The organism is Methylomonas sp. LWB, assembly GCF_001856095.1.
In the GTDB taxonomy this organism is placed as follows: Bacteria; Pseudomonadota; Gammaproteobacteria; order Methylococcales; family Methylomonadaceae; genus Methylomonas; species Methylomonas koyamae_A.
In genome coordinates this window covers 16,488-29,863 of sequence record NZ_MKMC01000006.1, presented here as the reverse complement: position 1 = coordinate 29,863, position 13,376 = coordinate 16,488, and the positions used below count along the sequence as shown (strand labels likewise).

The window sequence follows — 13,376 nt, the reverse complement described above, 5'->3', positions numbered from 1 at the left end:
CCGAGCCTTAATTAGGGGGCCATATGATCGCTAAATCCCGATATCTTCTCTACCTGTCCGTGGGATTATTCCTGAACAACACCAGCTATGCCGCACGGTTAACCGAACCGGGCATTAGCGTGTCCGGCAACGGCACGCACTGGTTTAAGGTTTGTTCGACGTGTCCGGACGACGGTTCCAGCGCGTCCGATTCAAAGGGCGGAAATGGTTATCCAACGGCGACGACCGAATTCAACGACATTTATTCTTGGTTTGCCGAAGGCTCCTTAACCGGGGCGCAATCCTTACCCATCCTGAAGGCTTACGCTAAAACGGACATCCCCAATACCATCGGCTATGTCTCCGCGACCGCCACCGCTCAGGGCCTGCAAGCCTACCACTACGCCGGAACCGAGTCCCAAACCTACACCATCACGTTCTCGGTCAGTGGCTTGCTTAGCGGCGATACCACCGAATCCATCACCGCCGGCATGAACGTCTGGGGGGGAATTTTCGACCCTTACGCAGAACTTCCCGGCTCAATGCTTGGCGGAGACTTCGTCAACGCGCACGCCGATCCCCTGGTTAACAGTACCGCGTTGAACGAAAGCCGAGCTATCAGTTTCGATCTGGCGCCCGGTCAAGACTTCTTCATCACCAGCTATATCACCGCCAGTGCGTTTTGGGCGGACGGCAGCGATATCGCCGGCACCGCGGACGCGGCGCATAGTATGACAGCGCAATTCACGGCAGGCGATTCAACGATGCTGAATACCCTGACAACCAGCGTTCCGTTACCCCCTTCGGCTTGGCTTTTGCTCAGCGGCATAGCATTCCTCACCTTTTCACCGAACAAAAATCGCAAAGACTCGAAAATCTAGGCCGTCTAGGGCTAACGCCGGTAAACCCCGGCCATACCGGGTTTTACCGGCGTTAATAAAAATGAATCCTGAAAAACCCAGTGCCGCGCCCCATGATTCAGCCAATTCGCTGGTCACAAAGCCATTTCCACCCGCGGCTAACCTCCAGCCACACGTGGCGTCGAGCATTTTTGCCTAGCCGACCAATGGCGATTCGACCCCACCAGCCGGAGCGGCTTAAACAACTCGGCCGGAGTGCAAACCTAGGTTTGCACTCACTCCAATCCGACGATTTCCGGACGTCACACTCCGTAACGAGAAATTGAGAGGATTGGCTTAACAACGTCTCAGTCAGGGCCTACGCCGCCTATTCGAATGCGTTTTTTGGACGATTCAGGGACAAGCTTTACTCGCAAGTGTACCGTTTCCAAGGTTTCACAGTAAAAGCTTGCAAAGAAAAAAAAAACCGATATAATGATCGAATTGATTGGGGTCGTTAGCTCAGCCGGTAGAGCACCGCACTTTTAATGCGATGGTCGTGCGTTCGAATCGCACACGACCCACCATCAATCGATCTTGTTTATCAAGAGCTTATCAACTGGATTGCCGTCGAGTTGAAGCAACATAACCGCAGCAAGGCGCAAATTTGGGCGCACTGCTGCATTATTTGCTCAATGAGGTGGCGTAATGAACCAGTTAAATCAATCCCTCCCAAGCTCAACGGACAACCGTCCTTCTGAGCAGTCGTTGCTAATCCCTATTCGTTCTAAGTGTCCCGATGAGCTTTCGGCTTGCGCGGAGTCCAATCTGCATGCTGTCGAAGTTTTTGCCGTAGGCACGGAAAACAAAATTCTTGGCGAGCGCTATGCCGTAAGGCAACATGCCGAGCAATCTGCCAGGCATCTCGACGCCGATCAACTGTTTCTTCACCGCGAAATTCGTTTTTTTTCCTCGGAGTTTTCCAAAGCTCGACAGGAGTTACTCAGCGAAGTGATCGGCGCGACCCGAGGAACATTTTTTGTCGCTCAGGGTGGCGATGGTCACCCACTCCAATATCATCTGATCGGTCCGCGATTCCAATCCCTAGAACAGGCCGAAGCCTGGCGATACCTCAGCTTGCCGTATTACCCAGAATGCCAAGTCGTGCAGGACGAGTCCGGGGGCTTCGAGTTTAGCGCGACTAATCAGTCGGCGATCAATCATGTCTCGGCTTTCAGCGTGGTGGCTTTTGATGCCGAGCAAGGCCAGTCGGTTTCAATTGCCGATCGCTACTTCACGACCGAGGCCGACGCACGCCGCTATCAGCTTGAATTGCTACCAGATTACCCGGACTGCAACATCGTTCAGAGTCGCTTCCGCTTTAATGGCGTTCGCCATCGTCAAGAAATCCTGGAGGTTCTATTCGATGAAGACTCCGCCTTTGCTCGCGCGGAGGCCTAATCATGGCTTACATTCGACCATTATCGAACGGCAACTTCCGCGCTGATGTCCGCATGAAAGGTATTGTCAAAAACAAAACCTTTACCTCCGAAAAACTCGCGCAGGCCTGGGCTGATGACATCGAAAACAACATCAAGGCTATTCCAATGTTGGACCTGAGCCAATTGGCGGCCTTGAGTGAATCGGATGTCGAGCGAATGGGCGGTGCTGCGATTTTTGCTCAGCTGGGCATTGATCTGTTCGCGATTCGTAACTCCTCGAAGCTGGAAGCCATCAATGCGTTATCCAAGAAGGAGTTGTTGCAATTGTCGCCGCAAGAAATCGAGCGCATGGGCGGCGCCGAACTATTTATCAAGGCCGGCAAGCGCATCCGTTACAAGACGTTCCGCGAAGTCTGCGACGAATACCTGTCGCGGTGGAATAAAAAGGACTACAAAGGCCAGATGCAACGGGTTGATTACTGGTGTAGGGTTTTCGGCGATCGCATCATGACCGACATCGACATCTTCGACTTGCGAGAACACGTTGACGACATGATCGATGCAGGCGAACGAACTACCACGATAAATCGCAAAAAAGCCGTACTTTCCAGCGTCTATAAGTTTGCCTTGAGTCGCGGCTACGTCGATGAAAACCTGGTGCGAAGCGTCGTGGTCGACGACGACACCAAGCGCCGGGATCGGGTGTTATCAGACCAGGAACGCCAACGCTTGATTAAAGCTTGCCAGGACTCCCATTGGGACAAACTGTATCTGCTAGTGGTCATGGCGATGACCACGGGCGCCCGCAAAGGCGAGTTGATGAATTTGCGTTGGAGCGACATCAATTTCAAAGAGGGCACCGCCTTTCTCGGCGATACCAAAAACGGTACGAGCCGGGAGCTTTACCTTGCGCCCGTTGTGATTACCGAGCTGAAGCGCCATCAGGAGGTCGGCACCGGCTTGATCTTCCCGTCGTTCGAGCTTCCCGAGCAACCGATGGACTTCCGCGCGACCTGGCGCAATGCCTTGAAAGCCGCCAATATCTCCGACAAGGATATTTTGAATGCGGACGGCACCGTCAAGATCGAACGCTTTACCTTCCACTGCCTACGGCATGGCTTCTGCTCGGCGCTGTCCGACCAAGGCAAGGAAATCAATCAAATAGCCAAGCTAGCTGGCCACAAGAGCATTCAAACCACCATGCGCTATATCCACCAAGGCCGCGACCAGAAGCGGCAGATCGTCAACGAACTGGCGCAAGCGTTCAACCTGTAAAGGCTAACAGCCGGCTAGTTTTTGATTGAACTGGCCGGCCTCTCAATTCATGACGCGAATAATCAAACCAATCGGCGCTTTACGTTTAGCGTATTGTGGCTTTACAATTATTTTAAAATCACTTTACGTTTAGTCCCTATGAGCACAGACCTACGCCACTCCATCTTAATGACGATTGCCGAAGACGGCAGCAATGTCGCCAGTCGTCTTGCCGTTGAACGCGGCGTTTCCCGCCAAGCCGCCAGCGCTTGGCTGACAAAGCTAAAAAAAGAAGGCCTCATTACCTCATCCGGCGTGGGCCGTGGCGTGCGTTACCAATTGGCAACGGTAGCGCAAGTGCAGCGCGTATACCCCCGAGCCGGCTTACGCGAAGATATTGTCTGGGCTGAATCTATTTCGCCGTTGCTAAGCGACTTACCCGGCAATGTCCGCGACATCTGGCATTACGCCGTTACCGAGATGGTAAACAATGCCATCGACCATTCAGGTTCCGAAAATGTTGTAGTGGAGTTGGTGCGTGATGCACTCAATACCACTGTTTACATTGCCGACGAAGGTGAAGGTATTTTTCTGAAAATTCAGCGGGCAATGAATTTATACGATCCCCGCGAAGCGATCCTGGAGCTGGCCAAGGGCAAGTTGACCACCGATCCAGCCAACCATACCGGCGAAGGCATTTTCTTTTCGTCCAAGGTGATGGACGCGTTTGACATCCGTTCCGGTCTATTGCACTTCATGCACGACGAATGGGGCGCGGACATTCTGCTTGAGCGCCCCGCCAATGCGCCGGGCACCCTGGTTTTGATGCGCTTGGCCAACGATAGCCCACGTATCTTGCAAGACGTGTTCGACCAGTTCGCCGCGCCGGAGGAATATACCTTTGCCAAGACCATTGTGCCGGTTCGGCTGGCTCAGCATGAAGGCGAAAAACTGGTTTCCCGATCACAGGCCAAGCGCTTGACGATGCGCTTCGAGCGCTTTCAGACCGTGGTATTGGATTTTGCCGGCGTTGAGGAAATCGGCCAAGCCTTTGCCGACGAAGTTTTCCGGGTGTTCGGCAACGCCCATCCAAATACCCAATTACTGCCGATCAACTTAACCCCAGCCGTTGAAAACATGGTTAAGCGGGCACTGGCGGCTAAATGAGAATTTCACGGAACACGAATATGACAACGTTCAATCCCCCACACCCCGGCAGCATTTTGAAAGAGGACGTGTTACCCGAACTGGGTATCGGCGTGACCGAGGCCGCCGCACAGCTTGGCGTTTCCCGGAAAACGTTGTCGAGTATTCTTAACGGCAAGGCCTCGATCAGTGCCGATATGGCCATCCGCCTGGAAGCCTGGATGAACGGCCCGACGGCAGAAGCTTGGTTGCGCTTGCAGGCGAAATATGACATCTGGTTTAAAAGAAAAGAATTTAAACCGACCATTGAGAAATTGGAAGGACGTTTTATAGAAACTGATTTAGGCGATAAGAATACTCAAAATCCAAATACTTGCAGAGCTGAAAGAAACATTCTTTCAAACATTGGATTGCAGCTTAAAAAAGCAAGGGAGTTAACGGAATACTCGCGGGAAGATGCGGCAAATAAACTTGAAATTTCAAAATCCGATTTAAAGCAATTTGAAAGCGGGCTAAATATTGAAAGCATCCCACTGAGTTTGATAAAGAAAGCTTCAATTTTTTATGATGTTAGCGTCGATTATATTTTTGGATTAAATGAGGACTGGGAAAACACCGTGTCGGCCAGAAGGCGGCGCGATAGTATGATGCACTATGATTATATGATGACGAAAACGCATGTATATCTATTCAAAAATCAGGAAAAGCTTAAAAATAGGATAGAGTCGATTTCGAAGTCATTTTTAGAGCTAGTTAAGTTGTGCAATCTGGTCGATGCGGATTGTGAAGAATTTTTTAGGTCGAATCCATCGCTTGACGCAAGCAGGATTGGAAAGTTAAAAAGATCAAGCAAGCGTGCTGTTGAAGCAGGAGAAAAGTTTAAACATGTATTAATTCGATACAAGGTGATAGAAAAAAACAACTGACGTAACGTGGTGCGTTACACAATGACAACAACACATAAGAAAACATCGTTAATTAACAATACCTTATAAATCAAGCAACCTAAACAGGAAAAACCAAAAAAAGCGGCAAAAATATACATGAATAATAGCCTCAACCACTTCAAACAACTTGAAAAAAGGTGAGGCAATGCAAACACAACCATCAACACCGTCACTCGACGACATCATTCCCTATCAGGGTATTCCTGACAAATTTCCCCACTTATATTCCAAAAAAAGCTGGAACTGGGTTGTAAAGCAGCGTCAGCATAATGGACTAGCCAGAGCCTTCCGCAAGGTAGGAAAATCGCTTTTCGTAAATACTCGCGTTTTGGCCGAGTGCATAGATTCTCAAACTGATACCTAACCGCATATTAAATGCGTTGCAATGCCTTGTGTTTTGAGGCTTGCAAATAATTAGGCGCACAAATAGGCGCAATTTCCAGGTATTTAAAGACTTCAACTCGACGGCAAATCGGAAGACATACCCGGAACTGCACCCAATATGCGATGTGAACTTATTCCGCCTTTTTGGCGGTATTGCGGGGATTCTATGTCCGAAAAAAATATTAAATCAATTTTACGCGATAGCGGGTTACTGGAGATGATCGACGGTCAATTTATCTCGCCGACGATTATCGCCAGGATAATTCCGGATCGTAAAAAAGGAATTGCGGTTGTTAAAGATAAACACGGCAACCGCATCGGAATATTGCGCTGGTTAAAATAGCAACATGGATTATTACCAGCGCTGCGAATGGGCCTTTGCCCAGCATGGCATGAGCGCTGCCGAGAAATTTATTTTGGTTGCTATGGCAAGGCGATCAGGCGGCGAATTGGCCGAGTATTACCAAAGTATTCAAGCCTTATACAGCGAGACCCGCTTAGACCGCAAGACGGTAATCAAATCGCTTACAGCCTTGCGTGATTCCGGGTTCATTCGCGATACCGGAAAGCGAGTTGGCAATACCAAGCAGGTGGTCGTTTACCAAATCAATGGGATTTTTGAAATGATTAGCAGCTCAAAATCAGACGATTTAAACAGTACCAAAAGCGGAACCGTTCCAGAACCGGAACAGTTCCAATTATTCCCGGAAACAGGCGAAAATTTACCGGCAAACAGTACCGCTTTTTCCGCTAAAGAGTCCCAAATTTACGCGGAAACAGTCCCAAATTTGGGACACGGAACTAATACATTAACTAAAACATTAACTAAAAACATACGTAACAAAAAAATTGAAAATTCATTTGTCGAGTTCTACATCGCTTATCCCGGAAAGAGGAAGAATCGTACCAACGCAAAAAATGCGTGGGACAAGCTAAATCCCTCCGAAGAGCTGATTAGGGAAATCATGTCGGGACTGGATCGGGCGAAACAATCCCGTGATTGGCTGAATGATGAAGGTCAGTACATCCCGGCGCCGGCAGTGTGGCTGAACAAACGGCGCTGGGAAGACGAAATTAATTCCTCGCCATCGGCACCTGATCCCCGCGAACCAACCCAAAGCGGCTTCCTTGGCATCGCGGGATTGATATGAGACCGGCCGAAATCGCACAATTGCTGGCACGTAATGCCGATGCGGTTGCTAAGCACCTGCTGCCCAACGGCAAGCGTGAAGGCAACGAGTGGCGCTGTGGATCAGTATCCGGTGAGGCAGGTAAAAGCCTTGGCGTTCACCTTCACGGGGATAAAGCCGGTATCTGGTCGGATTTTTCGACCGGCGAATCTGGCGACCTGCTAGACCTCTGGCGCGAAGTGAAAAACATTAGCATGCCGGAAGCGATGGCTGAAGCCGCAGAATGGCTCGGTGTAAATCCGGAAGGCAAAAAACCGCACTTTGCCCGGCAGCAAAAGGTTTACAAAAAACCGACAACAAAGCCCGCTGATGCATTACCGGGTTCGCCGGCATGGCAATACCTGACCCAAGAGCGAAAACTCTCCGAAGCCACGCTCAAGGCATTCAGGGTCGGCCAAACGCCAAAATCAGTATTGTTTCCCTGTTACAACCCGGCGGGCGAATTGGTCATGACCAAGTTTCGGCATGTTGCCGGTAAAAAATTCGGTGTCACTGAAGCCGACATGCGCCCGGCTTTGTTTGGCTGGCAGGCGGTACCACCAGAAGCGCGGACCGTTGCTATCTGCGAAGGCGAAATCGACGCCATGTCGTTTGCCGAATATCAAATTCCGGCTTTGTCGGTTCCTTTCGGCGGTGGCACCGGTGCGAAGCAGGATTGGATCGAGCACGAGTTCGACAGCCTGGAGCGATTCGATCTGATTTACGTTGCCATGGACATGGACGATGTGGGCCGTCAAGCAACGGCAGAAATCATCGACCGGCTTGGGCGGCACCGTTGCCGAGTCGTCGAGTTGCCGCACAAAGACGCCAACGATTGTCTACGCGCTGGTGTATCGCTGGCAGACATGCAGGAACTACTCGCCAAGGCCAAAACGCTCGACCCGACCGAATTACGCAATGCCGGCGAATACGTCGATGGTGTCATTGCTGCTTTTAACCCCAATCAGGCCGAAATCGGATTCGCCACGCCGTGGAGCAAATGCGCCACCCTGCATTTTCGCCCCGGCGAATTGACGATCCTAGCCGGCGTCAACGGCCACGGCAAAAGCGAAGGCGTTGGACACATCACCCTGGATGCCATCGCCCACGGAATTCGAGCCTGTGTCGCCTCAATGGAGTTTAAACCTCAGCGCTGGTTGCAGCGACTGGTCCGGCAAGCATCCTGTGTGGATCGACCGGCCGACGCTTATGTCGCGAAAATCATGCAGTGGCTTGGCAACGGTCTATGGGTTTTCGATGTTTCGACCAGCGCCAAGTGTCAACGCATGCTGGATGTTTTCGCCTACGCGCGCCAGCGCTACGGCATCAACCTATTCATCATCGACAACCTGTCGAAGTTGGACATCGATCCCGACGATTACAACAAACAACGCGATTTTGTCGACAAGCTGACCGACTTCGCGAAAGACCATGACGTACACATCATCCTCGTGGCGCATCTTCGCAAAGGCAACAACGACGAGCAACCTGGCGGCAAATTCGACGTGCTCGGTGGTGGCGCCATTACCAACCTGGCCGATACCGTGCTGATTTGGTGGCGAAACAGGAAAAAAGAGGAAAAATTAAAGCAAGGAAATCTCGACGACATCGAGGTCAAGCAGCTCGAAAAACAGCCAGATGCACTCTGCCTGTGCGAGAAACAGCGCAACGGCGAAGACGAGCCACGAATTGCGCTCTGGTTTCACAAGGCTTCACACCAGTTCCTCGGCGCTCCCGGTGCAGCGCCGCGCAAGTATGTTCACTATTTGACCACCGGACAGCCCAGCGCCGACTTGGCCGGCATTGATGCCGAGGTGTTTTAGTGAGCGTCCTGCACTTTGTCACCAGCCTTCAGTCATCGGGATTCGCTTTTTCCGCCAATGGCGATTCGCTTGTGGTCAATCCAGCGTCTCAGCTATCCAGTGAGGAGCGCGATTACATCCGGCAACACAAGTCGGAGATATTGGCCTTCATAGCAGGGAATTCGCTTCGAAAAACCGGTGATGCATATCCGCAGGCCGTTGAAGTCTGGACGCCGGCCGGAAACAAATTGCTTGTCCAGGCAAGGTCGCCAGAGCACGCCGCCGACTTAAGGCGCTGGAATCCGGCACCTATCTAATCGCCACTCAACAAACTGATTTTTTATCAACCGAGAAAACAAAATGCCATTAAAACCGGAAAAAGCGGTCAAATCGGCGAAAACCGGCCTGTAGCCTACACCCTAACTTCAAATTTCCACCAAAAAGGGGGTAAAAAATGTCACCCAACATTAAAATTTCAAAAACAGAGTTTTTTTAAAGCTCAAACGCTGAAAAATGCAGTCGGCCCGGCCGCAGAGGCGCTGGCGAAAATCGACGGCGCTGCCCTGGGCCTCAGCGATAAAGACGCAAAAACCGTCGCGGCCGCCGCCGAAATCATCGGAAAAATCGACTCGTCGGCGCAAGCGGTCATCGACCAGGCAAACCAGCAATATCTCGACAGGGACCAAAGCTTAATCAACCTCGCATCAAGCCGCCTGTTCAGGATCGGCGCCGATATTGAAGCGGCGCAAGCACACCAACACCACACCGAACAGGCGCACCTCGAAAAAACGGCGGAGCTTAAAAAACAAGGATTCAACCAGGTCGAAATCGACGAAATTCTCGATGATCCGCGTCCCGCGATCGAGGCTTTCCAACAACAAATTTCCGACCTCGCCGCCGAAAAAATCAAGGTTGAAGCCTTCCTCGCCGACGCCCCGCGATTCGACCCAGGCCTGCTGATCGGTACCACGATCAAAGTCGCCGCCGACCAGCCCGCAGAAGCGGCTTAAGGGGGAAGCGTGAACTTTCAACAAGTAACCGGCGCCACCCTTCTGGCCGCCAAAAATCGAATGGCGGCGCTCGGCCAAACATTCCGCGCCGCCAGCCTGGCAATCGAGCAACGAAACGCCGAATACGACCGCCGCCGGCAAGCGGCGTTGCGAGAGAACATGCGGCCAGCCGAGTTCCTGGCTCTGTTTCCAAGCCCACCCGGCACGACTGAATTCGCCGCCGAGGACGCCGAAATCGCGGCCAAGCAGGCGCAAATCGCGGCGCTGAACGCCAGCGGCGGAACCAACACAGCGGTAACAACGCGGCTGCAAAATGACATCGACATGTTAAATGTTCAAAAAGGCCTAAAAACCTCAGCGTACACCCGCCAACTCACAAAACCCGAGCGGCCGCTGACCGCAGCCGAATTTGCAACACTGTATCCGGCACCGACCCATACGGCCGATCAAGCAACAATCTCAGCGGGCCAGACGGAAGCGAACGACCTCAACGCATTCATCTACAGCGGCCCTTACCCCTCGCCAGGGCTATACGACGTTGACCTGCTCGCTGGAACCGCCGTGGTGTACCCGTGATGTCATTACAAAGTGACAGCCGAGGATTTCTCATTGGCGAGCCGATTGATCTGGGGCGCATGCCGACCGACATTTCTCGCATTCGCGATGACGTTTCGGCCATTCGCCAGGCAATAGCCGGCCGCTGGCGCGAACACCGTCGGCCGACGCCGTCGGCCGGCCCCGCCCGAGATTCGGCCGGCCGATTTGTCAGCGCATCGCCAACCAAGGTGGCCGTGGCCGAGCCAAACGCCACCAGATCGAGCGCCGCCGCCATCGCGGAAGCGGCCGGGAAGGCGGCGATTGCCGAGCGGATCAAGAGGTCGTCGAGCCACCCCGTTGCTTTGCCGGGTCGGGACTCGGCCGGCAGATTTGCATCGGATGGTGGATCGCCCAGCAACCGATCGGCAACGGCTTCGGCCATTGCATCAATCGGTGACCGGTTATCCCGCCTAACTGCCGCCGCGTCTGGCATCGACGACGCCGACCCGGCCGTGAAGGCGGCGCGCGAAGTGGCCGAGCCGCTACGCCGAGGATTCGAATTTTTCAGGGGCGACAAACAAACGCCGTGGCTGAAAAAAATCTTTGCCAAGCTGGCGATATTCCAAAAAGAGGAATCGGTTTATAACCGCGCCACAAAAGAAACCCTTGAAAAGATCGAAAGAAAGCCAGCAATCGCAAGCGCGCAGAGCAATGCTGCATCGTGGGTGAACAAGCTCCCTTTGATCGGGTCGGCGCTCAGCACCTTGGGTAAAACCGCTGTCGGCGGTGGCTTGCTTGGGATGCTTGCCAAAGGCGGGCGCGGCGCATTCGGCATGCTCAAACGCGTCCCGGTCCTTGGCGCCTTACTGGCGGCCGGCGGCGCCGCGTTCGACATCTTCGGCACCGAAAACGACAGAAGCCTTTCTCGGCGCGATAAAGACAAAGCCGCCGGAACATCGGTCGGTGGCTGGGTTGGCAGCCTTGGCGGCGTCGGTGCCGGCGCCCTAGCTGGCTCAATGCTCGGCCCGGTCGGAACCATCGTCGGCGGTATCGTCGGCGGCTTCCTGGGCGACCAAGCCGGCCAGATCATTGGCGATAAGTTCGGAGGGTTGGTATCTGACCTCCGCGAAGCGGATATTCCCGGCAAGATCGCGGCCGCCTGGGATAGCGCCGTATCCACCATGTCCACGACCTTCAACGAGTCATGGGCCAAGGTGAAAGACATCGGCGGCCTGGTGGCGAATGTCGTCGGCGAGCAACTTGATGGCCTCAATAACTACGTCAAGGCCAACACCGGAATCGACCTAAAACAACAAGGCGCGGCGTGGCTGGACCGCACCAAGGCTAACGCCGGTGACGCTTGGGATTTTGCCAAGAAGGCGGCGGCGTCGTTGGTCGACACAGCCATGCAGGGTGTTGACTGGATGTCTAAAAACACAACGGCCGGCAAGGCGATTGGTAAGGCAGTCACTCTTTCGAAATCTGGCGGTGAAGTCGGAAGTCCAGAGCGATCCATACAATTGCTGATGCAAAAAGGCTGGTCGAAAGAAGATGCGGCCGCAATTGCCGCCAACATCAGTCGAGAAAGTGGTTTCGATACGCAAGCCTCTGGCGACAAAGGCACCGCCATCGGCATCGCCCAATGGCACAAACCACGGCAAAACCAGTTCAAACAACTGTTCGGCAAAAACCTAAGCGACTCAACGTTTGAAGAGCAGGTCGCCTTCATCGACTGGGAACTAAAAAACTCCCACCGTCGAGCCGGCCAGGCCATCAAGTCAGCGTCCGGCGTTGACGCCAAAACGGCTGCGGTCGAGCAAACCTACGAAATATCAGCCCTTGGCAAGCGCGGCGGCGTTCAGCCTGAGCGAATCTCCGACGCAAGAAAGTTTGCCACGATTGATGTGGCTCCATCTGTGTCGGTAGCCATGCTTAAAATTCCGACGATACCACCTCTCGCCGAAGCGCCAAAAGTCATCGAGCCTCTGGGGTCGCCGGCCGCGCCAGTCTTCACAGTCAATCTACCATCGCAGGACGTAGGGCGAGATTTATCTGATTGGCGAATTGCACAAATCGCCAGCGGCGGAATTGGAGGTAAATAAAAATGAGTGAAACTCAAACTCTCACGTCGGACTGGGGCGCGCTGTCGCCCCATCTGATCGCGTCATTCTGGGAAGTTGACCGCGAAGGCAACAAGAAAAATGACTCTGACACTATCGTCAAGGCGGCGGTATCGGACGACGCCAATCTGGAAATCACGCTGAATTGGCAATCGCCGTTCGAACAAGCCGGCCCGGAGACCAAGGCGCCGACGTTATTTGCCCTGCTGCAATCCGGAGTAGTTCAGCCGTTGATCGACTCAGTCATAGGCGGCAACAAAGGCGGAGACGCCAATGTCAAGGCATCGCAATTACTCCAGCAATTCGAAGGCCGCACCGGCATCACCAAGATAAATTCGGTCCAAGTGTTCAATGGCATGCCGCCGGCCAAGATTCCCATGACCCTTCTTTTCCGGGCTTGGCGCGATCCTATGGCCGAAGTCGAAAACCCGGTCGATCAGCTTATGCAGTGGGCGCTACCGATCGAACTTGCCAAAGACAGCACCCTTCTTACAAATGCAGTCGACGCCGTAAAGGGTTCAAAAGACTGGATCGAGGCCGTTCTACCGTCCAAGTCGCCGACCCTGCTCGCATTCAACTACAAAGGCCGCACCTTCGCGCCAATGGTCATCGAGTCCATCAGCCAGCCGTTGACGGCGCCGATCGACAGCTCCGGCAGATTCGTCGAAATGTCGGTTCAAATCACGTTGGCGACATTGACCGCGATCGACCGAAAATATTGGCAGTCCATTTACAAGCCTCGATAGC

The 13,376-nt window shown here is 53.2% G+C and carries 13 protein-coding genes and 1 tRNA gene; 13 read left to right on the top strand and 1 reads right to left on the bottom strand.

Annotated features, from left to right (window positions below; translation table 11 throughout):
• Positions 1-23 precede the first annotated feature (23 nt).
• From BJL95_RS03005 to BJL95_RS02965, 10 genes are all read left to right on the top strand, one after another.
• Entirely contained in the window at positions 24-860 is an 837-nt protein-coding gene (locus BJL95_RS03005) for a hypothetical protein (RefSeq protein WP_071155380.1), read from the top strand.
• A 469-nt stretch (positions 861-1,329) separates the two neighbouring features.
• Positions 1,330-1,405: transfer RNA gene (locus tag BJL95_RS03000), tRNA-Lys, on the top strand.
• A gap of 121 nt (positions 1,406-1,526) precedes the next feature.
• A complete protein-coding gene (locus BJL95_RS02995) occupies positions 1,527-2,279 on the top strand; it encodes a hypothetical protein (protein ID WP_071155378.1) in 753 nt (250 codons plus the stop codon).
• Between the two features lie 2 nt (positions 2,280-2,281).
• A complete protein-coding gene (locus tag BJL95_RS02990) occupies positions 2,282-3,535 on the top strand; it encodes a site-specific integrase (protein WP_071155376.1) in 1,254 nt (417 codons plus the stop codon).
• Positions 3,536-3,673: 138 nt separating this feature from the next.
• Entirely contained in the window at positions 3,674-4,681 is a 1,008-nt protein-coding gene (locus BJL95_RS02985) for a DUF4325 domain-containing protein (protein ID WP_071155374.1), read from the top strand.
• A 20-nt stretch (positions 4,682-4,701) separates the two neighbouring features.
• A complete protein-coding gene (locus tag BJL95_RS23565; protein ID WP_083385584.1) occupies positions 4,702-5,586 on the top strand; it encodes a HigA family addiction module antitoxin in 885 nt (294 codons plus the stop codon).
• A 571-nt stretch (positions 5,587-6,157) separates the two neighbouring features.
• Positions 6,158-6,334 (top strand): hypothetical protein, encoded by a 177-nt coding sequence (locus BJL95_RS25030; RefSeq protein ID WP_175463635.1) that lies wholly within the window; start codon positions 6,158-6,160, stop codon positions 6,332-6,334.
• A 4-nt stretch (positions 6,335-6,338) separates the two neighbouring features.
• Positions 6,339-7,142 (top strand): hypothetical protein, encoded by an 804-nt coding sequence (locus BJL95_RS02975; RefSeq protein ID WP_071155372.1) that lies wholly within the window; start codon positions 6,339-6,341, stop codon positions 7,140-7,142.
• Positions 7,139-8,983, top strand: coding sequence for a toprim domain-containing protein (locus tag BJL95_RS02970; RefSeq protein ID WP_071155370.1), 1,845 nt, complete (start codon positions 7,139-7,141; stop codon positions 8,981-8,983). Before BJL95_RS02975 ends, BJL95_RS02970 begins: the two co-directional genes overlap by 4 nt.
• Positions 8,983-9,279 carry a hypothetical protein gene (locus BJL95_RS02965; protein ID WP_071155368.1) on the top strand — a complete coding sequence of 99 codons (297 nt, stop codon included), beginning with the start codon at positions 8,983-8,985 and terminating at the stop codon, positions 9,277-9,279. Before BJL95_RS02970 ends, BJL95_RS02965 begins: the two co-directional genes overlap by 1 nt.
• A gap of 387 nt (positions 9,280-9,666) precedes the next feature.
• On the opposite strand, the gene BJL95_RS02955 is transcribed toward BJL95_RS02965, so the two are convergent.
• Entirely contained in the window at positions 9,667-10,050 is a 384-nt protein-coding gene (locus tag BJL95_RS02955; protein ID WP_139306108.1) for a hypothetical protein, read from the bottom strand.
• Between BJL95_RS02955 and BJL95_RS02950 the strand changes: the two genes are divergently transcribed.
• From BJL95_RS02950 to BJL95_RS02940, 3 genes are read left to right on the top strand one after another with little or no spacing between them, the layout of a single operon-like run.
• Entirely contained in the window at positions 10,033-10,548 is a 516-nt protein-coding gene (locus BJL95_RS02950; protein ID WP_139306107.1) for a hypothetical protein, read from the top strand. The genes BJL95_RS02955 and BJL95_RS02950 overlap by 18 nt on opposite strands.
• Entirely contained in the window at positions 10,548-12,611 is a 2,064-nt protein-coding gene (locus BJL95_RS02945; protein WP_139306106.1) for a phage tail tip lysozyme, read from the top strand. The genes BJL95_RS02950 and BJL95_RS02945 overlap by 1 nt, the downstream gene beginning before the upstream one ends.
• Before the next feature lie 2 nt (positions 12,612-12,613).
• Positions 12,614-13,375 carry a hypothetical protein gene (locus tag BJL95_RS02940; protein ID WP_071155358.1) on the top strand — a complete coding sequence of 254 codons (762 nt, stop codon included), beginning with the start codon at positions 12,614-12,616 and terminating at the stop codon, positions 13,373-13,375.
• The last annotated feature ends 1 nt before the right edge of the window (position 13,376 follow it).